Annotated in this window: 25 protein-coding genes; 14 read left to right on the forward strand and 11 right to left on the reverse strand. The window is 52.8% G+C overall.

Annotated elements, in window-relative coordinates; genetic code table 11:
- Window positions 1–74: 74 nt before the first annotated feature.
- On the forward strand, window positions 75–1,109 hold the full coding sequence (locus ABKW30_RS13535; protein WP_348599444.1) for an aldo/keto reductase: 1,035 nt from the start codon (window positions 75–77) through the stop codon (window positions 1,107–1,109).
- A 106-nt stretch (window positions 1,110–1,215) separates the two neighbouring features.
- On the opposite strand, the gene ABKW30_RS13540 is transcribed toward ABKW30_RS13535, so the two are convergent.
- The 4 genes from ABKW30_RS13540 to ABKW30_RS13555 form a co-directional block, all read right to left on the reverse strand.
- Window positions 1,216–1,638 carry a hypothetical protein gene (locus ABKW30_RS13540; RefSeq protein WP_348599445.1) on the reverse strand — a complete coding sequence of 141 codons (423 nt, stop codon included), beginning with the start codon at window positions 1,636–1,638 and terminating at the stop codon, window positions 1,216–1,218.
- A gap of 200 nt (window positions 1,639–1,838) precedes the next feature.
- Window positions 1,839–2,285 carry a hypothetical protein gene (locus ABKW30_RS13545; protein ID WP_348599446.1) on the reverse strand — a complete coding sequence of 149 codons (447 nt, stop codon included), beginning with the start codon at window positions 2,283–2,285 and terminating at the stop codon, window positions 1,839–1,841.
- A 16-nt stretch (window positions 2,286–2,301) separates the two neighbouring features.
- Window positions 2,302–2,892: a hypothetical protein gene (locus tag ABKW30_RS13550; protein ID WP_348599447.1), complete on the reverse strand. Its 591-nt coding sequence runs from the start codon at window positions 2,890–2,892 to the stop codon at window positions 2,302–2,304.
- An 83-nt stretch (window positions 2,893–2,975) separates the two neighbouring features.
- The gene (locus ABKW30_RS13555; protein WP_348599448.1) at window positions 2,976–3,851 is read right to left on the reverse strand and encodes a 50S ribosomal protein L11 methyltransferase; all 876 of its coding nucleotides are present in this window, start codon (window positions 3,849–3,851) and stop codon (window positions 2,976–2,978) included.
- Window positions 3,852–3,963: 112 nt separating this feature from the next.
- On the opposite strand from ABKW30_RS13555, the gene ABKW30_RS13560 reads away from it, so the two are divergent.
- From ABKW30_RS13560 to ABKW30_RS13580, 5 genes are all read left to right on the forward strand, one after another.
- A complete protein-coding gene (locus ABKW30_RS13560; RefSeq protein ID WP_348599449.1) occupies window positions 3,964–4,596 on the forward strand; it encodes a DapH/DapD/GlmU-related protein in 633 nt (210 codons plus the stop codon).
- 82 nt (window positions 4,597–4,678) lie between these two features.
- Window positions 4,679–5,161 carry a CreA family protein gene (locus ABKW30_RS13565; protein WP_348599450.1) on the forward strand — a complete coding sequence of 161 codons (483 nt, stop codon included), beginning with the start codon at window positions 4,679–4,681 and terminating at the stop codon, window positions 5,159–5,161.
- 106 nt (window positions 5,162–5,267) lie between these two features.
- The gene (locus tag ABKW30_RS13570; RefSeq protein WP_348599451.1) at window positions 5,268–5,939 is read left to right on the forward strand and encodes an N-acetylmuramoyl-L-alanine amidase; all 672 of its coding nucleotides are present in this window, start codon (window positions 5,268–5,270) and stop codon (window positions 5,937–5,939) included.
- Between the two features lie 37 nt (window positions 5,940–5,976).
- The gene (locus ABKW30_RS13575) at window positions 5,977–6,228 is read left to right on the forward strand and encodes a type II toxin-antitoxin system RelE/ParE family toxin (RefSeq protein ID WP_348599452.1); all 252 of its coding nucleotides are present in this window, start codon (window positions 5,977–5,979) and stop codon (window positions 6,226–6,228) included.
- A 9-nt stretch (window positions 6,229–6,237) separates the two neighbouring features.
- Entirely contained in the window at window positions 6,238–6,651 is a 414-nt protein-coding gene (locus tag ABKW30_RS13580; protein WP_348599453.1) for a helix-turn-helix transcriptional regulator, read from the forward strand.
- Between the two features lie 3 nt (window positions 6,652–6,654).
- Here ABKW30_RS13580 and ABKW30_RS13585 read toward each other — a convergent pair whose 3' ends face one another.
- Complete coding sequence (locus ABKW30_RS13585) at window positions 6,655–9,096, reverse strand: UvrD-helicase domain-containing protein (RefSeq protein WP_348599454.1); 2,442 nt, start codon at window positions 9,094–9,096, stop codon at window positions 6,655–6,657.
- 257 nt (window positions 9,097–9,353) lie between these two features.
- On the opposite strand from ABKW30_RS13585, the gene ABKW30_RS13590 reads away from it, so the two are divergent.
- Together ABKW30_RS13590 and ABKW30_RS13595 are read left to right on the forward strand one after the other, a co-directional pair.
- Window positions 9,354–11,675: a glucose/quinate/shikimate family membrane-bound PQQ-dependent dehydrogenase gene (locus tag ABKW30_RS13590; protein WP_348599455.1), complete on the forward strand. Its 2,322-nt coding sequence runs from the start codon at window positions 9,354–9,356 to the stop codon at window positions 11,673–11,675.
- 215 nt (window positions 11,676–11,890) lie between these two features.
- Entirely contained in the window at window positions 11,891–12,424 is a 534-nt protein-coding gene (locus ABKW30_RS13595) for a glyoxalase superfamily protein (protein WP_348599456.1), read from the forward strand.
- A gap of 290 nt (window positions 12,425–12,714) precedes the next feature.
- Here the strand turns inward: ABKW30_RS13595 and ABKW30_RS13600 are convergent, their stop codons facing one another.
- On the reverse strand, window positions 12,715–13,185 hold the full coding sequence (locus ABKW30_RS13600) for an Lrp/AsnC family transcriptional regulator (RefSeq protein WP_348599457.1): 471 nt from the start codon (window positions 13,183–13,185) through the stop codon (window positions 12,715–12,717).
- Between the two features lie 145 nt (window positions 13,186–13,330).
- Here ABKW30_RS13600 and ABKW30_RS13605 point away from each other — a divergent pair, with 145 nt between their 5' ends.
- From ABKW30_RS13605 to ABKW30_RS13630, 6 genes are all read left to right on the forward strand, one after another.
- Entirely contained in the window at window positions 13,331–14,242 is a 912-nt protein-coding gene (locus ABKW30_RS13605; protein ID WP_348599458.1) for a DMT family transporter, read from the forward strand.
- Between the two features lie 38 nt (window positions 14,243–14,280).
- Window positions 14,281–15,168 carry a dienelactone hydrolase family protein gene (locus tag ABKW30_RS13610; protein ID WP_348599459.1) on the forward strand — a complete coding sequence of 296 codons (888 nt, stop codon included), beginning with the start codon at window positions 14,281–14,283 and terminating at the stop codon, window positions 15,166–15,168.
- An 88-nt stretch (window positions 15,169–15,256) separates the two neighbouring features.
- A complete protein-coding gene (locus tag ABKW30_RS13615; RefSeq protein ID WP_348599460.1) occupies window positions 15,257–16,210 on the forward strand; it encodes a hypothetical protein in 954 nt (317 codons plus the stop codon).
- A gap of 8 nt (window positions 16,211–16,218) precedes the next feature.
- Window positions 16,219–16,593: a DUF2185 domain-containing protein gene (locus tag ABKW30_RS13620; RefSeq protein ID WP_348599461.1), complete on the forward strand. Its 375-nt coding sequence runs from the start codon at window positions 16,219–16,221 to the stop codon at window positions 16,591–16,593.
- 120 nt (window positions 16,594–16,713) lie between these two features.
- Window positions 16,714–18,123 carry an FAD-linked oxidase C-terminal domain-containing protein gene (locus ABKW30_RS13625; protein ID WP_348599462.1) on the forward strand — a complete coding sequence of 470 codons (1,410 nt, stop codon included), beginning with the start codon at window positions 16,714–16,716 and terminating at the stop codon, window positions 18,121–18,123.
- A 130-nt stretch (window positions 18,124–18,253) separates the two neighbouring features.
- A complete protein-coding gene (locus tag ABKW30_RS13630) occupies window positions 18,254–21,943 on the forward strand; it encodes an AsmA family protein (protein WP_348599800.1) in 3,690 nt (1,229 codons plus the stop codon).
- Window positions 21,944–21,970: 27 nt separating this feature from the next.
- On the opposite strand, the gene ABKW30_RS13635 is transcribed toward ABKW30_RS13630, so the two are convergent.
- The 5 genes from ABKW30_RS13635 to ABKW30_RS13655 all read right to left on the reverse strand — a co-directional run bounded on the left by ABKW30_RS13635 (window position 21,971) and on the right by ABKW30_RS13655 (window position 24,471).
- On the reverse strand, window positions 21,971–22,453 hold the full coding sequence (locus ABKW30_RS13635; protein ID WP_348599463.1) for a VOC family protein: 483 nt from the start codon (window positions 22,451–22,453) through the stop codon (window positions 21,971–21,973).
- A 75-nt stretch (window positions 22,454–22,528) separates the two neighbouring features.
- Window positions 22,529–22,762: a ribbon-helix-helix domain-containing protein gene (locus tag ABKW30_RS13640; RefSeq protein WP_348599464.1), complete on the reverse strand. Its 234-nt coding sequence runs from the start codon at window positions 22,760–22,762 to the stop codon at window positions 22,529–22,531.
- Window positions 22,759–22,962, reverse strand: coding sequence for a DUF4169 family protein (locus ABKW30_RS13645; RefSeq protein ID WP_348599465.1), 204 nt, complete (start codon window positions 22,960–22,962; stop codon window positions 22,759–22,761). Before ABKW30_RS13645 ends, ABKW30_RS13640 begins: the two co-directional genes overlap by 4 nt.
- A gap of 8 nt (window positions 22,963–22,970) precedes the next feature.
- Complete coding sequence (locus tag ABKW30_RS13650) at window positions 22,971–23,561, reverse strand: SspB family protein (protein ID WP_348599466.1); 591 nt, start codon at window positions 23,559–23,561, stop codon at window positions 22,971–22,973.
- Between the two features lie 205 nt (window positions 23,562–23,766).
- On the reverse strand, window positions 23,767–24,471 hold the full coding sequence (locus ABKW30_RS13655) for a TetR/AcrR family transcriptional regulator (RefSeq protein WP_348599467.1): 705 nt from the start codon (window positions 24,469–24,471) through the stop codon (window positions 23,767–23,769).
- Window positions 24,472–24,754 lie beyond the last annotated feature (283 nt).

The following is a 24,754-nucleotide window of genomic DNA, read 5'->3' on the forward strand; positions in this document are numbered from 1 at the left end:
AAGTGGACGAACGTTCCGCTTTTGAACATAGCTTGCTTGGCGGATAATTACCAGAACCACTCCAGGAGATTATTATGCACTATCGTCCACTTGGCCGTACAGGCATCAAGGTCAGTCCCTATTGCTTGGGGGCGATGATGTTCGGGAAACTAGCCAATAGCAATCACGATGAATGTGCCGGAATGATACATCGTGCGCTTGATGCCGGCGTGAATTTTATTGATACAGCTGATGCCTACAGCAAGGGTGAATCAGAAGAGATCGTCGGAAAAGCTCTGAAGGGTCGACGTGACAGTGTCGTACTAGCCACCAAGTTCTATCATCCTATGGGAGATGATCCGAATCAAAACGGTAGTTCGCGGCGTTGGATTGCCCTCGCGGTAGAAGATTCATTACGGCGGCTGGGAACCGACTACATTGATCTGTACCAGCTTCATCGGCCAACACCGGACACCGATATTGAGGAAACGCTGTCGGCACTTACTGACCTGATGCGCGAAGGTAAAATACGTTCATTTGGCGCGTCGACCTTTCCCGCATCCGATATCATTGAAGCACAGTGGGTCGCCGAGCGTCGTGGATTGGCTCGTTTCCGCACCGAACAGCCGCCATATTCGATCTTGAATCGCTCGATTGAACGTGAGGTGCTTCCCGCTTGCCAGCGTTTCGGTATGGGCGTTTTAACATGGAGTCCGCTCGCCAAAGGCATGCTTACCGGGAAGTACCGCAAGGGTCAGCAGACGCCCGACTCTTTGCGCGCGAACTATTTCCCGAAGGCGATGTCGGATGAGACAAGCCTCGATAAAGTCGAACAACTTATCCCACTCGCCAACGAGGCGGGAATATCGCTGATTCACATGGCACTTGCCTTCGTGGTGGCCCATCCCGCTGTTACATCGGCTATCATTGGTCCACGAACTCCCCAACAGTTGGAAGATTATCTCAGCGGTGCCGAGGTGGTGTTGAATGACGAGCTTCTTGATAAAATCGACACTATCGTGCCACCTGGAACCGATGTAGCGCCGCTGGAAGGTGCTGCCTATGTCCCTCCGTCCCTCAAAGAAATATCGCTGCGTCGGCACCCAATTGAGAGACGGGCAGCGGCTTAAACACCGGCCGCACAACGTGCGTTTACGGCCTCCGTTCGCTCGCTGGCATTGTGGCTGGCGAGCACCTGATCTGGTTCCGGAACCTGCGGTAGTTGCAATAAGCTGGTCAACGATCCGAAAGCTCAAGCGGGAAGGGCGTGGGCTGCCAGTATTTTTCCAGCTTGAGTTGTTTTATCGTTGATGCTTCTGATTGATGCAGAAATTCTGTCAGCGCCGACTTGTCGCGTGTCAGTAATACATCATAATAGTCTGGTTTTTCAGTTAATCTGCCATCGGCAAACGCGGATTTCATTATCGAAATTGCCTCGTCAAAATCACCTTTCGCGATCGCGACGCCTGTTGAAGTGTAATGATAGTGCCAAACATCTGAGTATGGTTGGGTATAGAGCAAAAAGTCATCGAGTGATTGGATTTGGCGAAACGCAGGAAGAACATCTTGCTCAAGCCTATCGCGTAACAATTCGATGGATTCTTCATCGCGAATATCCCAAAGGCGCCTATGAAGATAGAGATTTTCGCCATATCCCAACGGCCAGTCAGCAAAAGTTCCAAATGATATGTTTGCCGAGGTGGAGACTGCAAAAATGTTGGGGCTCGATCTACGATCAAGGCACACTGAACAAAGGATATGACGCACCGGTTTTAGAAATAGAAAGCGCCCAATAAGCGCCAGATCGGAGTGGCGCTCGAGTAAAGGCATCATTGCCTGTTTTACATGTGTAGCTGTCGTCACATATTTAATCCGGGTTGTATCGGGATAACGAAAATGCGGTATACGTTAGAAAAGTTCTTGCGCACTGATTGGCCAATCTCAAGCATTCTTGCAGGCGTTAACCCGCTTTTCCCGGTTTTAAGATCATAAACGCAGATAACGCCACTCTTTACTTTCTCCAAAACATCCAGGCGAAGAGAGCCCGGAAGACCGTAGCGTACACCATTCTTACTATAACTTTGTTCGGCGATTTCCTGAGCATACTTTAAAAAAGATCGTTCCGGTATTAGACGTCCGTAGTAGTTGTGGAGAATGTTATTCTTCAAAATCTTATGCACCCTTGTGCCATAATCAGCTGCTGAGCGATAATCTGAAGGTTTTCCTGCTGCTTGCGCTGCAAGGTTTGCCTGTGTCTGAACTGCTTTATAGAGTGGACAGGCACCTTCTACCTGTTCGCGCAGCATTGGTACAACGACTGTTTCAAGTTTGGGGCCTTGCCCCTGTCCGAAACTCGTGTGGCGTAAAGTGCAGTGCCGGGACGGTATTGTCGGGGGCATTCTTGAGAAGCCAGTTGTAGCGTTCCACCGCCTCGGTGGTCGTTCCCCGGAATGATGAAATGAGCGGGTCGGTTTGTAGAAACTGACGCAGAGCGTCAGCGCCCATTGCCGGTGCTCCACCTCTGCCCGAACGAGAGCGGGGCTTCAGATACGGTGCCGGATTAAGTGGAAGACGCTGCGTTTCTGCAGTCGGGCGGACACCAGAAAAGTCGATATTTCTTGGCTTGGCATTTTCACTCGTCAACGGCGATCCCCCGCCGCCATCAGTCCACTGCCCACCGTCTGAATTGCCAGCTGATACGCGTGGCTGATTGGCGTTGAATTTGCGTTCGGCGGCTTCCAGAAAACGCAGCCGGGACTTACGGAAATCCAGACCAAGCTCAAGCTGGCGAAGCTGCGTGCGGGGATAAGTGTTCCGTGGTGCGAGCCGCAAATGTTTGAATTCAACATTTTCTGCAGCAATGCGATGTCTCAGGTAATGAATTTCAGAAGTGTAGGGAAATAAGCTATTCATGAAATAAATTCTTGTTAAAAGAATATATTCCTATAACAAGATAGCGCTGTCAATTATACCAAAGAAGCATTCCGCCCTTAGCTTTAGTAAGTCGTTCGTGCCTTTAGATGCAGTGTCACCCAGCCTTCGCGGCGCAGGGTCTTCACATGAAAGAGCCCTTGGACGCGGTAGGCTGCGAGCACTTTATCGCGTTGGCTTTCCAGAATGCCCGAAAGGATTAATGATCCACCCCATGCAAGATGTTTGCGCATTTCGGGAGCAAGCATCATTAGCGGGCGGGCCAGAATATTGGCGACGATCAGCTCAAAGGGGGCCGCTGCCCGCATAGCCGGATGGTGAAATCCGGTTGCCGTCTCGGTACGGATACGGGCTGCGACGCCATTCTTCACAACGTTTTCCCGTGCGACGTCGACTGCAACGGGATCGATATCGGTTGCCAGCACGGGAATAGGCGCAAGTTTTGCAATGCCGATGGCGAGAACCGCGGAACCTGTACCCAGATCAAGCGCGTTTCGTGGATGTTCGCGCCGTATCACTTCGCCGATCATATCGAGACAGCCTGAAGTTGTACCGTGGTGCCCGGTGCCGAAGGCTTGTCCGGCGTCGATCTCAATGCCGAGGTCATTGACGCGGCGCTTGTGACGGTCATGCGAGCCATGCACGAAGAAGCGCCCGGCGCGTACCGGCTTTAGCCCTTCAAGCGAATGGGCTACCCAATCAATATCCGGCACCTGCTCACGTTCGACAGGCAAATGGCTACCTACCGCATCAATCATGCGAGCTTCGATTTCCTCGGGCTCGAACGTGTAGACAGAGACTTCAAATATCTCCAGGTCTTCATCGATCTCCGCCGAGGAGATTGGCAAACCGTCATCTTCAAACGCGCTTTCCAGCAGAGTAAACAGACGTTCGGCTTCGGCTTTGCCGGCAGTGAGGAAGAGTCGGGTCTGGGTCGTCATGAGGATTTGCTTTCGGAAAGGCGTTTGTTGGCTACCCCTATCAGGATTTTCGCCATAGGCAACGGTGCATCATTTGTGCGAAAGATGCGCTGTGCTTATCCGGAAAACCATAATGACTGAAACTGACGATCCCCGCTTCCTCAATCCGCAGCCGCGCATTCATCCCAGTGCGCATCTGAAGGGTGTCAAGCTTGGCAAATATGCGGAAGTAGGCGAGCGCGTTATCCTGCGCGATGTCACTGTCGGCGACTTTTCTTACATTGAGCGCCATAGCGAAGGAATTTATGCGGATATCGGCCGGTTTTGCTCGATTGGACCAAATGTCCGCGTTAATGCGCTTGAACATCCAATGGAGCGTGTAACGACGCATAAGATAAGCTACCGCCCCAATGAATTCTTCAAGTTTCAGGGCATTGATGCGGAGTTTCGTGCGCGCAGGCAGGCAAAGCGTGTCAGCATCGGCCATGATGTCTGGATCGGCCACGGCGCCGTTATCATGCCTGCAATCAGTATCGGACATGGTGCGGTCATCGGGGCCAACGCGGTCGTTACCAAGGATGTAGCGCCCTATACAATTGTGGCTGGCAATCCGGCCAAGCCTCTGCGTCGTCGCTTTTCAGAAGAGATCGCCGCGCGCCTGATCAAGCTTGCATGGTGGGATTGGCCACATACTGTCTTGTTTGACGCCATCGCCGACATACAATCATTAAATATAGAAGATTTTCTCTCCAAATGGGAACGTTAGAGCAATATCGCCGTTCTGGTTGCATTCCTTCCGCCCGGTATCCACTTGTGGCGGGTAACAATCGTACAATCCGGAGATTTCGATGAAGCGTACTCTTGCTGCACTGGCCCTTTTGGGCGCTGCTATTTTACCTGCCCACGCGGAGGAGGTCGGTAAGGTTGGCGTGGATTGGCTGGGCAATGATATTGTTATTGATGCCGTCACTGATCCGAAAGTGCAGGGCATAACCTGCCATCTTGCTTCTTTCTCCCGCGGCGTCATCGACAGGTTGCAAAAGGGCAACTGGTTTGAAGACCCGTCCAACGCCTCGATTTCCTGCCAGCAGACAGGTCCGGTTGTCGTCGGCGATATTGAACTGGATGAAGGCGGCGAGCGGGTGTTTTCCGAACGCACCAGCCTGATCTGGAAGAAGCTGATCATTACACGCATTTACGACAAGGCGAACAATTCGCTCATCTATCTTGCTCACGCCAGCCAAGTGCAGGACGGTTCAGCAAAAACCTCCATCTCGACGATTCCGCTATTTGCGGGCAATGTTACGTGGACAAAAGGCAAGCCGGAATAGTCAAAGACGGACTGAATAGTGCCGCATCATGCGGCATTATTCCTGTTGACGAATAGGAATAAAAACTTATTATGAGGATAATTAATTTGGTTTAAGGAATTTTATCATGATTCTATCAGTTAGAAACCATCTGCTTTATTCCGGCTCCAGCAAAATACCTCAAGTGCCATCACCAAATACTGGAGGGATATTTTCTCCGAAATTTCTGATCATCCATTACACGGCAAGCGGGCCCGCGTCAGATGTTGCCAGCTATTTTGCTCAAGAGTCAGCCGATGTTTCAGCACATCTGGTTGTTCGCCGCGATGGATCATTAAAGCAATGCGTGGCTTTTAACAGGGTGGCGTGGCATGCGGGGAAAAGTCAATGGACGGGCAAGAATGGCACCCATTATTCCAGCCTGAACAACTCTTCAATTGGAATAGAAATTGAGAATTGGGGGCCGCTGCAGAGAACTGGAGACCGCTGGATTTCTTGGCGAGGCACAAACGTTGGCCGCTCGAAAGTTATGGAAGCGCGACATAAGTTTGGTACTCCCGACTGTGGATGGGAAATTTTTACGAAAGCCCAGATTGCGGCAACCGTAGCGGCAGCCCGCGCGATCTGTGCCGCTTATGCAATCGAAGACATTGTGGGCCATGACGATATTGCGCCCGGTCGGAAGTCAGATCCGGGTCCTGCCTGGGATATGAAGGCGTTTAAGGCGAGCGTTAGGGCTCAGATATCTCGTGGCAATAGCTTGTTTGGAGAAACAGTACAGGTACAATTAACGGATTAGAATCTATTGTTTTTTATAGCTATTGGTAATATTTATAATGAAAAACATTGCATATAGCAAAGATTCGTCGCAGTTATTGCGGCGAATTCCGAGAAACGAAGCAGATAGAATTATCAAGAAAATCCGAGCTTACGCGGATGATCCTGCAAGCTTGCAGAATAATGTGAAAGCTTTGCAAGGCTTGGGGTTGAAACGTCTGCGTGTGGGCGAGTGGCGGGTAATTTTCGATGAAGACGGAAACGTGCTTACAATCTTAAAAATTGGACCGCGAGGCAGCGTCTATGACTGAGGTAATTAAATGGGCGATTTGAAGGTGAGTTATATCATTCCTCCAGGCAGCGATCAGCGCTACGCTATGATTTTAGAAAATGATTTCATTGCTATTAACACAGCCTTGAAACAACTGGACGGTGCGAAACTTGATCATGATAACCAATCAATAATGGAGGCTTTAAAAATTCGGGACGCGATTGTGAAAGGTGAAGAGGAGACGTTTCCCGAAGATGTCGTTGTCGCGCTGGTGGAAGGTAACAATCCGGTTCGTGTCTTCCGCAAATGGCGCGGGATGACTGCTGTAACGCTCTCGCAGGCAGCAGGTATTTCGCAACCTTATCTGTCAGAAATTGAAAACGGCTCGAAAGATGGCTCTTTGTCAGTCATGAAACGTATCGCCACTATCCTGAATGTAACGCTTGACGATCTAGCGGGCTAACGCTCAAATCCCTTTCACGAAACTATCCAGCACGCGTTTTTGTCCGGCCTTGTCGAAATCGATTGTCAGCTTGTTGCCTTCAATGGATGAAACATTGCCATTGCCAAACTTTATGTGGAACACACGGTCGCCGACGTCGAAATTCGAAGGCGTTTCGCTCACGGACTTGGCGACAAGCTCACCATCAATAGTGCGGCCTTTGACCGAACCACGCCCCGCACCATGGCCAGAGTCGGTCTCGCCATAACCAATGCGCTCTACGCGTGCGCCCGACCGTGAACCCCAATTATTGCGGGTCGCATCGGAGCGGTTTTGTTGGGCCCTTTGCCAGCCGGGTGTGGAATATGTATTTTCGAATGGATCGGCACGGTCGAAACGGGACTGGCCGTAACTGCCGCGGCCGCCATATCCGCCATAGCTATCGCCGCTGGCGACGACTTCCACATGGTCTTCGGGCAGTTCTTCGAGAAAGCGGGAAGGAATGGTCGACTGCCACAGACCGTGAATACGGCGGTTGGAGACAAACCATATATGCAGGTTTTTCTTGGCGCGCGTCAGCCCGACATAGGCGAGACGGCGCTCTTCTTCCAACCCGGAACGCCCACCTTCATCCAGCGCGCGCTGATGCGGAAACAGGCCTTCTTCCCAGCCGGGAAGGATGACCGTTTCAAACTCCAGACCTTTTGCTGAATGCAGCGTCATGATGTTCACTGCATCAAGATTTTCGTTCTGCTCAGCATCCATGACGAGTGCTACGTGCTCAAGGAACGAACGTAGTGACTCATATTCCTCCATCGAGCGGATAAGTTCTTTGAGATTTTCAAGCCGTCCGGGAGCTTCGGCGGAACGATCAGCCTGCCACATGGCCGTATAGCCGGACTCGTCGAGAATTTTCTCGGCCAGTTCCGTGTGGGGGATTGAATCGATCTGCGATTGCCAGCGCCGGAAATTTTCCACCACTTCGCGCATAGCGGAACGCGGCTTGGGCTTCAGTTCTTCCGTTTCAACAAGGTCCGCGGCTGCATCAAGCATGCTGATGTCCTTGGCCCGCGAATAATCATGTACCTGTCTTATCGCAGCTTCGCCGAGACCGCGCTTCGGATTGTTAATGATGCGCTCAAGCGCCAGATCATCCGAACCTTGGGCGACGACGCGGAAATAGGCCAGCGCATCGCGAATTTCCATGCGCTCGTAGAAGCGCGGGCCGCCGACAACGCGGTAGTTCAGACCAAGCGTGACAAAACGATCTTCAAACTCACGCATCTGAAACGAGGCGCGTACGAGAATGGCAATATCGTTGAGGTTGTGGCCTTTGCGCTGAGCTTGCTCAATCTCTTCGCCGACGGCGCGGGCCTCTTCCTCGGAGTCCCAACCGGCGTGAACATTGACCTTGGTATCTTCCGGATTTGGCGCATCGGTAAAAAGCGTTTTGCCCAGTCGTCCCTCATTATGCGAAATGAGATAGGACGCCGTGCCGAGAATATGGGCTGTTGAGCGATAATTACGCTCCAGCCTGATAACCACTGCGCCGGGAAAATCTTTCTCAAACCGCAGGATGTTATCGACTTCCGCCCCGCGCCAGCCATAGATTGACTGGTCATCATCACCGACACAGCAAACATTCTTCGAGCCCTGCGCGATCAGGCGAAGCCACATATATTGCGCCGTATTGGTGTCCTGATACTCGTCTACGAGAATGTAGCGGAATTTCGCGTGATATTCCTTGAGGATGTCGGGATAGGCGCGAAAAATGCGGATCGGATGGCAAAGCAGATCGCCGAAGTCGCAGGCGTTTAATGTCTTCAGGCGGTTCTGGTAGGCGGTATAAAGCTCGCGCCCCTTACCATTGGCAAAGGAGCGTGCGTCGCCTTCAGGAATTTCCGAAGGTCCAAGACCCTTGTTCTTCCAACCATCGATCATCAGGGCAAACTGCTTGGCCGGCCAGCGTTTATCGTCCAGACCTTCGGCCTGTATGATCTGCTTTATGAGACGGATGACATCATCCGTATCCAGAATGGTGAAGTCGGAACGAAGGCCTACCAGTTCCGCGTGACGACGCAGAAGTTTAACGCCGATAGAGTGGAACGTACCCAGCCAGGGCATGCCCTCAACAGCGCCGCCGACGAGAACGCCAATGCGTTCCTTCATCTCTCGCGCCGCCTTGTTGGTAAAGGTAACGGCGAGGATCTGGCTTGGCCAGGCTTTGCCCAGAGACAGGATATGCGCGATACGCGAGGTCAGAACGCGGGTTTTGCCGGTGCCTGCCCCTGCCAGGACGAGTACCGGTCCTTCGGTTGTTTCAACCGCCAGTCGCTGTTCCGGGTTTAGGCCGTTGAGATAGGATGGCGCGCTACGGGCCTGCATGGCGCGCGCAGCTATTCCCGAAGGCTGGCGTGGCACATCAGGTTCGTCGAAAAATGGAATATCGTCAGGCAATCCAGACATTTGAACCCAATGTAGTGATTCGGTACCGAAAAACCAGAAAAATGCGATACAAAAAGAGAACAATTACAATTGGTGCGCGATTTTCAGTTGAAGCGTGCGGTTGAAATATCAAGTCTTCATATTGCGTCGCCCGATATATGAGCTTACCCATTTTAATTAGTGACTCGTTGACTTCAAGGTTTTGACAGCCGCTGGCGCATTCGCTGCCTCATGTCAGGACCATCAGTTTTGATTGGGCTTGGAAAGGGACTCTCCCCATGGCAATCACTCTCACGGCACTTGTTTTCCTTCTCATTGGCGCAGCGCTTGGTGTTGGCGGTGTCTGGCTCGCGGTTCTCGGTGGCAGCTGGTATTACATTATCGCCGCACTCGCGTTCCTTGTGGTTGCCTTGCTCCTGTTCCGCAGGCGGTCATCCGCGCTGCTGCTTTACGCGTTGCTGGTCATAGGCACGCTCGGTTGGGCCATATGGGAAATCGGTTTCGATTGGTGGCAGCTCGCGCCTCGTGGCGGTGTCATCATGGTTCTCGGCCTTTGGCTGCTTACACCATGGATAAGAAGAGGTTTGACCTCAACATCTGGCGGCCCGACTGCTGCACTGTCCGTTGCTGTGGTGGCCGCGCTGGTTGTTGCCGGTTATTCGATGAGCCAGGACCCAATTCAGATTACGGGAGAGTTGAGCAAGGAAATCGTCTCGGATGCGGTCGATCTTGGCGGCAACATGCCTGTTGGCGACTGGCATCAATATGGGCGCACGCCCTACGGCCAGCGTTATTCGCCGCTGAAGGAGATAACCACGGACAATGTCGACAAGCTGCAAGTTGCCTGGACCTACCAGACAGGTGACGTGAAGCTGCCGGAAGATGTCGGCGAAACGACGTATCAGGTTACGCCTCTGAAGGTTCGCGATACGCTGTTCATTTGTACACCGCATAATTGGGCGATCGCGCTCGATGCCGCCACTGGCAAGGAAAAGTGGAAATTCGATTCGAATTCCGGAATGAATCCGGATCGTCAGCATCAAACCTGCCGTGGCGTTTCCTATTATGCCGATCCTGCTGCAACACCGGGACAGCCGTGCGCCGAGAGGGTCTATCTGCCGACTTCCGATGCCCGTCTTATTGCGCTGGATGCTGCAAACGGTCAGGTCTGTCCGTCCTTTGCCGATAAGGGCACGCTGCATCTTGAAAAAGGCATGCCATACAATCCTGCAGGTTATTATTACTCCACGTCACCGCCCGTTGTTGCGGCTGGCAAGATTATTGTTGGTGGTGCGGTCAACGATAACTACTCGACGCAGGAACAATCCGGCGTTATCCGTGCCTTTGACATCAATACCGGCGCTCTTGTCTGGAACTGGGATTCAGGCAATCCGGATGTAACGACGCCGTTGCCTGAGGGCCAGACATACACGCACAATTCACCCAATAGCTGGTCTGTTTCCAGCGCCGATGAAAAACTCGGCTTGCTCTATGTGCCACTGGGCAATCAGACGCCCGACCAGCTTGGAGCAGGGCGCTCGGCCAATGTCGAGAAGTTCTCGTCATCGATTGTCGCTCTTGATTTGAATACCGGCCAGATGCGCTGGGTGCGCCAGACTGTCCATCATGACCTTTGGGACATGGATGTGCCTTCGCAACCGACGCTGGTTGATATCAATACCGCCAATGGAACTGTCCCCGGACTGGTGGGGCCAACCAAGCAGGGCGACATTTACGTGCTGGACCGCCGTACCGGCGAACCCATCATTCCAGTTAAGGAAATACCAGCGCCGTCAGGCGCAATCGAAGGTGATTTTACCTCGCCCACGCAGCCCATTTCCGATCTGACATTCTCGCCGCCACCTCTTACCGGCAAGGATATGTGGGGCGTGTCGATGTTCGACCAGCTCGTGTGCCGGATCGAATTCCTCAAGCTGCGTTATGAAGGGCGTTACACTCCGCCTTCGCTGCAAGGATCATTGATCTATCCGGGCAATTTCGGTGTCTTCAATTGGGGTGGCGTGGCTGTCGATCCGGAGCGACAGATAATGTTCGGCATGCCGACCTATCTTGCATTCACATCGCGTCTCGTGCCGCGCGCCGACGTTCCTGCGCCCGGTGCGGGAACGAAGGGTAGCGAGCAGGGACTCAACCGCAATGAGGGCGCACCCTACGCGGTGGTAATGGGACCATTCGTTTCTCCGCTGGGCCTGCCTTGCCAGACGCCGCCATGGGGCTATGTCGCTGGTGCGGACCTTCGCACGGGTAAGATCGCCTGGAAGCATCGTAACGGTACCGTGCGGGATTCTTCGCCACTGCCACTACCATTCAAGGTGGGTGTGCCGGGTATTGGCGGTCCGATTATTACAGCGGGTGGTGTAGCCTTCCTCGGCGCGGCGGTTGACGATTATTTCCGCGCTTATGACGTAACCAACGGCAAGCAGCTTTGGGAAGCTCGTCTTCCTGCTGGTGGCCAGTCGACCCCGATGACCTTCTCGCTGGACGATGGCAAACAATACGTCGTCATTGTTGCGGGCGGACATGGTTCGGTAGGCACCAAGCCGGGGGATTACGTTATCGCCTATACATTGCCGAAGTAAGTTTGATGGGCCGAAGTAAGATTGACGGGCCAAAACAGATTGACGGCAGACAGCAGCGGTAATATTTCTTCGGGGGGCTGATACAGCCAGCCGCTCGCGGCCTTCGGGCTATGGTGAATGTATCGGGGCAAAACTTCGCTTCATCCTTTGAGTGGTGAACGGGTCGGCAATGCGGGCACTGACTTTCCTGGTTCACCGTCAACGAAGGATCGATCATGCGTACATTCAATGACGCCAAGGCTATTGCCAAATCTCTGCGTCAGGCACTGCAGCAGAAGAATATCGAAATCTCCCATAGTGAGGGACTTGAACTTGTCGCTGCCGGTTTCGGTTTCGACAACTGGAATGTGCTTGCTGCCAAAATTGCCGATGAGCCCGTAGCGAAGCAGGACATTTCCATCGGAGCGGCCAATCCCATCCTGCGTATCTTTGATGTGGCCAAAGCCCGGGAGTTCTATCTCGATTTTCTCGGCTTCACGCTCGATTGGGAGCATCGGTTTGGAGATAATTTCCCGCTTTATTGTCAGATTTCACGTTCAGGTCTGACGCTGCATCTGAGCGAGCATTCAGGCGATGCCAGTCCCGGCGCGAGGGTTTTTGTCCGCATGACAGGCATTGAAGCTTTCCATAAAGAGCTGCATTCCAAAAACTACCGCTTCATGAAGCCGGGGCTTGAAGAAGCCCCGTGGGGACGGGAGGTCACGGTTACAGACCCGTTCAGCAACAGGATTACTTTTTGCGAATCCTGATGACAATCGCGTGTGGTTTTGCAGTATTGTTGATGCGTGGTTCGCCCTTCTGCGAGCTCAGGTGAACCAGCATAAACGCTTGCACTATTGTTGACGCGTGGTTCGACGGGGCTCACCATGAGGAAGGTCGATGATTGCAGGGAGCGAGCCAGTATTTGCAGGTTCTCATTGTGGTAGCCGATCAGGCTGCGCCGCGCTTGCTCTGTTCCCACGTTAAATGCAATCACCAATCTTCCTCATGGTGAGCCCCGTCGAACCACGTAAAACGATAGTGCAGGTCTCTTGCAAACTCAGCGCTGCGGTAGTTTCAAAGGACTATTGGTCTTGATCGTGCGAATGGCAAAGTTTGACCGGATGTCGGATATGCCGGGCAGGACCAGCAGTTTTTCTGTGAGAAAACGCTCATAGGCCGAAAGGTCTTCCACCACCACCTCAGCAAGAAAGTCTGCCGTTCCTGAAATCAGGAAAGCTCCGGTAACTTCCGGCATGGCGATCAATGCCGCCTGCTGGAGTTCTGAATTTTCCCTGCTGTGCTGCCCCACCTTTATTTCCACGAAAACAGTCAGCCCGAGCCCGACTTCCTTCCGGTCGATGTCCGCGCGGTATCCACGGATGACACCCGACTTTTCGAGGTTTCTGATGCGCCGCAGACAGGGCGAGGGTGACAGGTTCACCTTCTCCGCGATCTCGACATTAGTCGCGCGTGCATCAGCCTGAAGCGCTTCAAGGATACCAATATCAAATTTATCAAGATTTGGCATAATCTGCCTTCTTACGTTTAATATCTTATTGAAAGTTGCTGAAACTATAGTTGGAGTGGCATCAACTTGCAAGGACATGCCAGTGCCATTCGCCATATATTGCTTCCACGGAAACACATTCAGTTAAATCTGAAAGGATACTTCGATGGTTGCGATCTCACCGGAAATAAACAAGTCAAGCTCTCTGGCACCCGGCTATACCGGCGCGCTGGTGACCGTTTTTATCTGGGCTACGTGGATCATAGCGACACGCCACTCCAGCGGCACGCATCTTGGCACAATCGATCTTGGGCTTATTCGCTATGGCATTCCGGCACTGGTGCTCGCTCCTGTCTGGTTGAAGACCGGGCTGCTGCCACGCAATGTACCCCTCTTATTGCTTGCGATCATGGTCTGCGGCGCTCGCGTTTTGTTTTTCCAGATCACGACCTTTGCCATTCACTCGACACCAGCCGCTGCCGTTGGCGTCTTGCTTGGTGGTTCGATGCCTCTTGCGGCTGCCCTGATCGGTGTCGTCTTGTTCGGCGAGCGTCCCGACCTGACCCGTTGGCTCGGCCTTGCTGCCATCGTTGCGGGTTTGGCGATTCTGTTGACACTTGCCCTGAGCAGCCATCAGGTTTCATGGATCAGCTTTGTGTTTCTGCCGCTCGGCGCATTGCTTTGGGCTGGTTATACCCATGCATTCAAGCGTTCGGGACTAACCGCATTGCAGGGTGGTGCTTTGATTGCAGTCTGGTCTTTCATAATTCATCTTATGCTCGCTGCCTTCTATGGCACCACGATTATGGAAGTTCCGCTGCCTGAACTTGGCCTGCAATTCCTTTCTCAGGGTGTGCTCTCCGGCCTCGCTGCAATGCTGGCCTATGGTGTAGTAGTCCGCTCGCTCGGCGGCAGTCAGGCAGCCGCGTTTAGTGCACTTACTCCGGTCCTTGCAGCTATTGGCGGCTCTATCTTCCTTGACGAGCCGATCGGTGTCTGGGAAATTGCAGCAGCAATTATCACGGGACTGGGCGTTGCTCTCTCAACCGGCATCCTGTCGCATCGCGCCAGAAGCTGATAGAGGCGCGCGCTTGCCCCCCTCGAAAGGCTGGTAAAATGAGCGAACCGACAAAGCATCCGAATATTACCCAGCAAATGGTCGATGCGTTTGATGAGTACACTCATCTTACGCTCGACCGTCGCGGTTTCATGGACAAGCTCACCAAGCTTGCAGGCTCAGCCACCGCTGCTGCTGTCATTGCGCCCATGCTGGCGGCAAACTCCGCTCAGGCGGCCATAATCACTCCAGATGATAAAAGGCTCTTGACCAAAGATCTCGTCTTTTCCGGGCCTTCCGGCGATATTAAAGGCTATCTGGCAAGTCCTGCAGAATCTTCGGGCCAGCTCCCGGCCGTTATAGTCATCCATGAGAATCGCGGCCTCAATGACCATATTCGCGATGTTGCCCGCCGCATGGCTCTAGAGGGTTTTGTGGCGCTGGCACCTGATCTGCTTTCTTCTGCAGGTGGTACACCCACGGATGAAGAAAAGGCCCGGGGTATGATAAGCGCTCTCGATTCAAAGACCGCGATTGCAGAAGCTATCGCTTCAATAGACTACGTTGCCAAAGTGAAGTCATCCAATGGCAAGGTTGGAGCTGTTGGATTTTGCTGGGGTGGGGGCATGGTCAATGATCTGGCTGTCAATGCGCCGCAACTTGGCGCAGGTGTCGCGTATTATGGTCGTCAGGCTAAATCGGAGGATGTCGCCAAGATCAAGGCACCATTGCTTTTGCAGTATGCAGGGCTCGATACAAGGATTAATGCCGGAATTGACGATTACAGGAAGGCGCTGGAAGCTGACGGAAAAGCGTTCGAGATTCATATCTATGAAGGCGCCAACCACGCTTTCAACAATGATACCTCGGCAGCTCGCTACGATAAGAAGGCCGCTGATCTTGCATGGAGCCGCACAGTCGAGTTTTTCAAGAAGAATTTGAGCTAAGCCTGAGTGCAAAGAATAAACGAAACCAATCGCTTGCAGGATCGTTTTGTGCTTATTACTTTTGCATGAAATGAACGGGAATTGGTTTATGCGGTTTGTTATCCGGGTCTTTGGCCTTCTATTTTTATTGGTGATCTTCAGCCACTCTGTACTTGCTCAGGAAGTCGTGTTTCCGAACGGGTCTGGTATTGGTCTGATACCGCCTGCAGGGCTTGTTCCGTCATCCAGCTTTAGCGGTTTTGAAGATTCTGCCAAGGGAACGTCGATTGTTGTAACCGAGATGCCTGTTGATGCTTACGCTACACTTGCCGCCAGCTTCAACAAGGAAGATCTGTTGGCAACAGGTATCGAAACAATTTCGGGACCGGATGAATGGCCGGTCGAGGGTGCTGTGGTATCCAAACTCATACGCGGAAGCCAAATTGCTGCCGGGGTTAAATACCGGAAGTGGATTGTGCTTGTCGGAGCCGAAACCACGACTGCAATGGTAACAGTGCAAATTCCTGAAGGGGTGACGGGCGGCCTTTCTGATGCCGACGTCGAAAAAGCTTTGCGAACCTTGGCCATTCGTGCTCCTGCAAGCCTGCCGGACCAGATAGCATCCTTGCCCTTTAAGGTTGCCGACAGTGCAAACTTCCGCCCGGTGCGCGTCATAGCTGGAGCAACTCTCCTTTTGACCGAAGGGCCGAATGATGTTGCCGCCAACTCCACGCAGCCGATGATTGTCATCGCATCGAACCTCAATACGGCCCCGGAAGCTGCTACACGCCTTGAGTTTGCGAAAAAGGCTTTTGCATCGCTGACTGGAATTAAGGACGTTCATTCAGACAACGAAACCAGCAGCCATTCGGACAATGCGGAGTGGATTGAAATCGATGGAACCGCAACGGATGCGGCAAGCGGCGATGCACTTTATGTTGCTCAAATCGCACGCTTTGAGGAGACGCGATATGTGCGGGCTATCCTTATCGTTAAGGCTACGGAGAAAGACAAATATGCGGATCGCTTCCGAAAGCTAGCCAAGTCCATGACGATCAACTAAAATTGGGTATGGATAAAAGTTACCGACTCACCAAGGAAGAAATACGACCGTTGATACGCAATTATGGTGGTTGCATTGCCACCGACACGATCACGATTGACGGGTATCCCGTGCGTTTCATGTATCGCGAAGACCCCGACAACGACCTTGATAGTGGTTGGCGCTTTCTTTCCGGCTTTGAGAGTGATGACTACATGGAAGATCCGGAAAACAGCGGTATCTTCGACGTAAATACGATCGCCAACTATGATCCCAGCATCATTCCCCTTCTGGATTCGCCTGTCGGCAGTGTTTTTGAGAAGACAGGAGAGCAGGAACGCTTTGTTGCGGTAACCGACTGGTCGCCCGGTGAAGATGATGATGACGAGGACGATGAGGACTAACGCAGTTTTATCGGAAGTCCTGCGGCCTTTCGTGTAACGCAGAGTTACAACTGGACAAGAGCCGTGTATTCCCTGAAAATGCCATTCTGAAGAGAATCCAACAAAAGGCTGGAAACTGGAATGGCATTGGCAGACGCAGGTGCATTGCTGCGCAACGAAAACGGCATAGCGACCGTTGTATCCATCCTCAAGAAGCGCTTCGGCGAGAATGCTCAAAGTGGGAAATCCATCCGTGAGCAGCATGCTCACACAACCAGTTATGTTCCCAATCAGGCGCCTGATCTGGTCGTTTACGCGGAAACCGTTGAAGACGTGCAGGAGATTGTTCGCCTCTGTGGTGAATGGCAGGTTCCCGTCATCGCCTTTGGAACCGGAACTTCGCTGGAAGGTCACGTCAATGCGCCTGCGGGTGGCATATCGATTGACCTTTCGCGGATGAACCGCATTCTCAAGGTCTATAACGAAGATCTGAATGTCGTTGTCGAACCTGGCGTCACGCGTAAGGAGCTTAACGAGTATCTGCGCGATACCGGTCTGTTTTTCCCGATAGACCCGGGTGCCAATGCCAGCCTCGGTGGTATGGCCGCAACGCGCGCCTCGGGCACAAATGCCGTTCGCTATGGAACGATGCGGGAAAATGTTCTGGCGCTCAAAGCCGTCATGCCCGATGGCAGGCTGATTACTACCTCAAAGCGGGTAAAGAAGACGTCAGCCGGGTACGATCTGACGCGATTGCTGATCGGATCGGAAGGAACGCTCGGGATTATCGTTGAGCTGACTTTGAAATTGTATGGTATTCCGCAGGCAATCTCCGGCGGCATCTGCGCTTTTCCTGATTTGGAAAGCGCCTGCAATACAGTTATCGAAACGATTCAGATGGGTATTCCCGTTGCACGTATCGAGTTGGTGAACGAGCTGGAAATGAAGGCAATGATCACCTATTCCAAGCTCGATTATGATCCGGCGCCCTATCTGTTTCTTGAGTTTCACGGCAGCGAAACAAGTGTGGCAGAGCAGGCGGAGCTTTTCGGCGAAATTGCTGCCGCCAATGGCGGTGGTGAGTTCAAATGGACTGCCAATGTTGAAGAGCGCGAAAAGCTTTGGTCGGCACGGCATAATTCCTACTTTGCCTGCATGACACTTGCGCCCGGAAAGCAATCGCTTTCGACTGATGTATGCGTACCGATTTCGCGTCTGGCGGAATGTATTGTCGAAACCGAGAAAGATATCGAGCAAAGTGGTCTGATTGCACCCATTGTTGGCCATGCGGGCGACGGCAACTTCCATGTGCTGGTACTCTTTGACGAGAAGAACCCGGCCGAAATCGAGAATGTCGAGGCATTCGTCGAGCGGCTGAATCTCAGGGCTATCGCCATGGACGGAACATGCACCGGCGAGCACGGTATCGGGCAGGGGAAGATCAAGTTTCTTCGTGCGGAACTTGGCGGTGCCGTGGATGTGATGGAAACAATCAAACGGGCGATCGATCCGGGGAATATCATGAATCCCGGCAAGATCTTACGCCTTTAGGCTCGTATTTTGATTCCAGTTCCTAAAGCATGGTGTAAGCATTGCAAATCGCGCATAAAGCCAGTCATGTCTCGGCACTGCCATAAAGACGTTTCAATGGTGATCCGCGCGAACTTATCGGAGTAAGACACTGGCACGCCTGTTTGTTTTCATCGGCGGATTATTGGTACTGCTGCTGACGGCAGCATTGGTCGTGCCATATTTCGTCGACTGGGCCGGTTATCGCTCTTCATTCGAGCGTGAGGCTTCCGCCTTGCTCGGCCGCCCGGTAACTGTTGCAGGAAGTGCCAGTGCGAAACTTCTACCGTTTCCTTCAGTAACCTTTTCCGATGTGCGGGTTGGTGATCCCGGTGCAGAGCCGGTGATGACCATTGAGAAGTTTTCGATGGACGCAGAGCTGGCACCATTTCTCCGCGGTGAGATTCTCATATTTGACATGCGGCTGGAGAAGCCCACTGCGACGGTTCGGATCAATGAAGGCGGTGTCGTCGATTGGGCAATCCGCCCGCGTACCCCTTTCCAGAGAACGCAGGTCAAGCTGGAAAATCTTAGGATAAATAATGGCTCCGTGGTTATCCGCGATGCTTCCACAGGCACTACCCGCTCTATCTCCGATTTAAACGCCACTATGTCTGCCGAGGATCTTTCCGGACCATGGAAGTTCGACGGGAGCCTGTTCTTCAATGGCGAGAAAATGTCCGTTTCGTCGTCAACCGGCGCGTTGAAGCCAGATGGATCATTGCAGATGCACGCGCGCGTCATACCGGACAGTATTCCGGCGGCAATGGAAACTGACGGGCAAATAACGCTGGATCAGGGTGCCCTGAAATATGCTGGCAGGATCGACGTTCGCTCACGCGACGAACTTGTTGTTAAACCTGGAGAAAAAGCCAATCCGGCGGAGAAGCCGCTACTTTCCAGCGTTCGCTTGTCCGGGCAGTTTGAGGCGGATCATGCAAGGATAACCGTACCTGAGTTCCGTATGGAGCAGGGGCCGGTAGCTGACCCCTACGTGGTTAACGGAAATGCTCATTTTGACTATGGCGATAATCCGCGATTTGAAGTGACTGCCGATGGCCAGCAAGTCACCTTCGGCAGTCCGGAGCAGGAGCAGGAAAATGCCAAGGCAAGCTCTGAAACGACGGCGCAACGTCTTGGCGTATTCCGGCGGTTGATGGATCAGCTTCCTGTGCCCACAGTGCCGGGAAGAATAGATTTGAAACTGCCGGCCATTGTTGCTGGCGATACGACGATCCGCGCGGTGACAATCGATGCGGCCCCGGTAAACGGTAGCTGGGCGATAAATCAGCTTAAGGCGGAACTGCCGGGGCGTACCCAGTTTGAAGCAAAGGGCGTTTTACAGGTCGGCAATAATTTCGGCTTTGACGGCAAGCTGCTGTTGGCATCGCGTCAGCCTTCAGGTCTCGCTGCCTGGCTCACTGACTCCGTTGACGACGCTATCCGCCGTATTCGCGGGGCGGGCTTTTCGGGTGATGTGAGCCTGCACGATGAGTTGCAAAAGGTTGATAATCTTGAATTGGCATTGGGCGGAGCGTCACTCAAAGGATCGCTGGTTCGTAGCGCCAGAGGGGATTCATTGCCTTTGACCCAGCTGAAGCTTGAAGGCGGTGCGCTGGACGCAGATGCGTTGCAGGCGTTTTCTGCGCTGTTCAGCAGCAATGCATCCGATACCGGTTCTGCAATGTTGAGCGGTCAGGATCTCGACGTGGACCTGAAAGCCGGGCCGGTTACGCACGATGGGTTCGTTGCTGAAACCGTGGATACTGCATTCCGCCTGCGTGACGGAATCTTTGATATTGATCGCCTGACCATCGGCAATGTTGCGGGAACGACAATAACCGCCACGGGCAAACTGGAGCCTTTCAAGGCCGAGCCGTCTGGTTCTGTCGATGCAACTTTATTGTCTGACGATATGGCACCATTTGTCGATGTTCTGGCACAACGTTTTCCGGATTTTCCGTTTCTTACCGCCATGAAAGAGCGAGCTTCGCGTTTTCCGGGACTGTTCGAAGAAACGCAGCTGAGCCTTCTTGCCAATACCTTGCAGGGTAAATCCGGAGCCAATGAGTTCTCACTGAGTGCAGCCGGAAAATCAGGTGGCATGAACATCACCTTATCTGGCACAAACGAGATGAATGAGGAGCAACTTCGCACGCTCGAACTGACCATGAATGCCCAGACCGATCATGCGGAGAGTTTAATGGCATTTATCGGCCTGCCTGCCTTGCCTCTCGGGCTTGCAGGTGAGCTTGAAGCAGACATTGCCCTCAAAGGAAATCAAAACGCCGGGTTCCAGACGCAGCTTGCTTTAAAAGCTCCCGATGGACGCGCACTGCTCGACGGCAGTTTCCGTTATGCTGAAGGCGGTCTGAGTGGAGAAGGGCGTGCATCGTTGAAAAGCACGGATATTGATGCCTATCTCGCCACGGCCGGCTATTCGGTTCCCGGCTTTGGCAATGGTACGCCGGTTGACGCTGCCAGCAGCTTTTCGCTGAGCAAAGGAAAGCTCATGCTTCCCGATCTGAGCGGACAGGTAAGCGATACAAAAATCGGCGGGCGGCTTGGCTTTGTGCTGGAAAACGGCGTGCCGAATGCGCAAGGCGATCTGACGCTTGCGCGAGTGAACCTTGATGCGGTAACGCAATTCATTTTGGGTACGGGTACAACGGATGGTGACGGCAAGTCACAGTGGCCACAACAAACCTTCCTTACCAGTCCGCTTTTCCCGATGAGTTTCGATGTGAAGCTGCGTGCGGATGATGCGGATGCAGGTGCCATCGGTGAAATAAGCAATTTTCAGACGACGGCTTCGTTGAAGAATGGCGCGCTACGCCTTGATGATACAAAGGGCGATCTGTTTGGTGGAAAGCTTGAAGGCATGTTCGAGCTTCGCAATACAAGCGGAACCGGCTTGGCGACAGGCCAGTTCACGCTGGATCAGGCGGCAATCGATGGGCTTTACCAGCCGGAATCGGGCATTCCGCCGGTAAATGGAAAAGCCAGAATATCAGCATCAGTAAACGCAACGGGGGCTTCAATGAGTGAACTCGTCAAATCAATTGCGGGTTCCGGTGTTGTCTCGGTCAGCGACCTTGCAATCAACTCCCTCAATCCCGGTGCACTTGTGCCCATTTTAGCAAATGTGGATGCTGCGGAAGGACCTGTTACAACTGCCGCCATTGATGGGACCATCAATAAATATCTGTATGCTGGTGTATTGAACGCAACTGCATCTGAGATTCCCTATACGATTGCCGGTGGGGTCGCCCGCACTTCGACATTCCAGTTGAGCAATGAGGATGCCCGCCTGTCTGCGGATTTGCGGATCAATTTCCCGGAATTGTCCTTGTCCTCCCAGGGAAAGTTCACGTTCGAGCCGGGCAAGGCTGTTGTTGTCGGCGCAGATCCCGTGGTCGAGTTTACGCTGGATGGCCCGTGGGCAAGTCCTGCTGCAACATTTAACCGCCAGCCGCTCGAACAGTTTTTGACACAGCGCGCATTGGAGCGGGAGCAACAGCGCGTAGAGACATTGCAGGCATCGCTGGTGGAAAAACAACGCCTTCGCCGTGAAGCGCAGCTTTATCAGGCTTTGGCGGACGACCGTGTTAGAGTGGCCCGCTTGAAGATAGAGCAGGAAACACGCGAGGCGGAAGAAAGAAAAGCGGCGGAAGAAGCTGCGCGTAAAGCCCTTGAAGCGCTGCCTGCGCAATCCAATCCGCCAGCGCAACCTCAAGGTGCCATCAACAGGCAGTCGGTCGACGAGTTCCTGAAAACCATCGAGCCGACTGTTCCGCAGTAATCTGATTAAGTTGCAATAGATAAGCCACTAGCCCCTGTAGGCCGCTTCCAACTTGGCAACATCAAGTTTGCGCATTTGCATGACTGCATCCATGACACGCTCGACCCTACCCTGATCTTTGTCCTGCAGCATTTCCGGGATGATGGAGGGCACGATCTGCCATGACAGTCCAAACTTGTCCTTTACCCATCCGCACGGACCTTGCTCGCCGCCGTCAGCGATCAGTTTTTCGGTGAAGTCGTCGATTTCTTCTTGGGAACCGCAATCAATGGTAAGGGAGATTGCTTCATTGAAATTGAATTCCGGCCCCCCGTTCAGAGCAATATATTCCTGACCTCCGATCTGGAATCGTGCCGTAAGAACAGATAGTTCAGGGGCGTTTGCTCCTCTCTTCCAGTAGGTCTTTTCAAGAATCTTTCCGTCCTTGAAAATGGAGAAATAAAATTCCATCGCTTCTTCGGCATTACCGCTGAACCACAAGCATGGAGTAATTTTCTGTTTGGCAGGCATTTCATTCCCTTTCATTGCGATTTGAACCAACTGAAAGACGAATGGGATCTGGCCATCCCTACACCATGCCGAGAATTATTTTGCTTCCTGATGTCCGGCATTGCGCACCCACTCCAACGCATGGAGTCTTAATGCGGATGACAAACTGGAATCGCGATTTCGCTCCTTGTCGATTTCGGCAACAAGTGCTGCCAATGTCATCCGGCGGCTTTCTGCGATGGAGGTGATGATCTGGTAGAAGGGGTCTTCAAGCGAAAAGCTGGTGCGGTGACCATGGATCGTCACCGAGCGTTTGTGAACAAGGCTCACTTGTCGCCCAACTTGTCGGACGTGGGCTTTTCCAGCCGCCTGTCATCCAAAAACCGCTCTGCCTTGCGTGACACAGCGGTTTCAAATTTTTTCTCTGCTTTGGTTCGCCCGAACAAGGTGCGGTTTTGGGCCGCAACCTTTTCATCGGCTTCCTTGGCCTTGCGTTTCCTGACTTGCCGGAGGTTGACGATCTCGGCCACAGCGCCTGCTATTTCTTTTTGCGGAAGGAGTCGAGCGAGACAACAGAGGCAGAGCCTTTTTCGCCGCTGGAATCCGCGTCAGCAGCTGCATCGGATTTTCCGCTGGAAGCTTTTGCCGGTTTCTTTGCAGGTTTTGCCGGTGGCTTCGGCTTGGCACTCGTGCTTGCCAGCTTGGGACCATCGGCAACTTCTGCCGGACCAATGCTGGTTATGCCCTGATCGTTGTCGCCAACGGTTTCTTCAACCTCGACATCGAATTCGAGTTCAAAATTCACTGACGGATCGTAAAAACCGCGAATCGCCGAGAAGGGAACGACTAACCGCTCCGGCACGTCGCCGAAGGATAGTCCGACTTCCAACTGGGTGTCGGTTACCTGCATGTCCCAGAATTGATGCTGAAGAACGATCGTCATCTGTTCAGGGTATTTTTCATGCAGCCGTGTGGAAATACGTACGCCGGGAGCGCCAGTCAAAAAGGTGACGAAAAAATGATGGTTGCCCGGCAGTCCTGCCTTGGCAACTTCACCCAGCACTTTACGGATCACACCGCGAAGCGCTTCCTGGGCCAGTATATCGTAACGGATCATATCTTGTGGCATGCACTCTTATCCCATGGATTCACCCCTGCCTGTCAAGCGGAGATGGAAATCGTATCCGGCCATTATGGCGCATCGCTAGCGCAATTACGACCGATTGTCAGCTACGGGATCAAATTTATCCGAGACGGGCAAAATCGATAGCCGCAAAATGCAATCTCGGTGCAGTTTGCGGCAAATTTTATATCGGGATTTACAAGTAGGAAATTTAGCTCACAGCCACCAGAACAGGGGCGGGCTGGGCAGCATTCTGCTGTTGGTGCGGAGCATAGGCCCGAAGAAATGTCTCGACGGCATTGCTTGCAGCGGTTTGCAACTCTTCTTCCGTCGGTTTGCCGCCAAAGAGATAAATCATCTGGAGGTCAGCATTCACCAAGGCCAGAAACTGCCGGGCGGCTAGATCGCAATCATCGATTCGCAAGGCGCCCTTGTGCGAAAGTTTTGCAAACAGCGCACCAAGCGTCGTGCTGATCTTGCACGGACCCTGCTGGCGCCAGCCTTCGAACAGATGCGGATATCTTTCACCTTCCGACTGCACGAGCCTGCGCAGGAATTTCCCGTCTTGGTTGCAAATGCAATTTGTGGTCAGCCGTATGGCAAAGTCAGTCAAATCCCTTTGCAGATGATCCGGCTTATCGGGGAAGGTCGAGAGTGTCGAGAAAAGCATAGCATTCGCCCGCTCCATGACATCTTCGATTACTGCCACAAACAGAGTTTCTTTTTCACGATAGTGATTATATATTGTCTGTCGCGAGACGCATGCCTCAATCGCAATCTCATCAATACTGGCTCCGGAAAAGCCTTCCCGGCAAAAGACATTTGCTGCGGCGTCCAGAATAGAAATACGTTTTGAACATTGACCGCGTTGCGTAGGGCCGGTGTCTTTGCGTGTTGATGATCGGCTTACAGCCATCGTGCGATTTTTCATGAAGCCAAGATAATGCGTCTTGACGAGTTAGACAATAGTGTCTAATTTTACATAACTGTCCAAATTTATTGACAATCTATTTTTACATGAAAGTCACGCTCCTCCCAAGCAGTCGTCTTCATGTTTCCGAGCAGTTTCACGGTAGGCCGAATTCCGGCTTTCCGTGGGAATTGTGAAAAAGATCAAGGGTAGGGTGGCCATTTGTTCGAAATTGAACGGGGTTGCTCTATCAAGGCCGTTCAATTTGCAAATGCAACGCGCTTATGTG

Origin of the sequence: Phyllobacterium sp. SB3 (genome assembly GCF_040009165.1) — a bacterium.
Classification (GTDB): domain Bacteria; phylum Pseudomonadota; class Alphaproteobacteria; order Rhizobiales; family Rhizobiaceae; genus Phyllobacterium.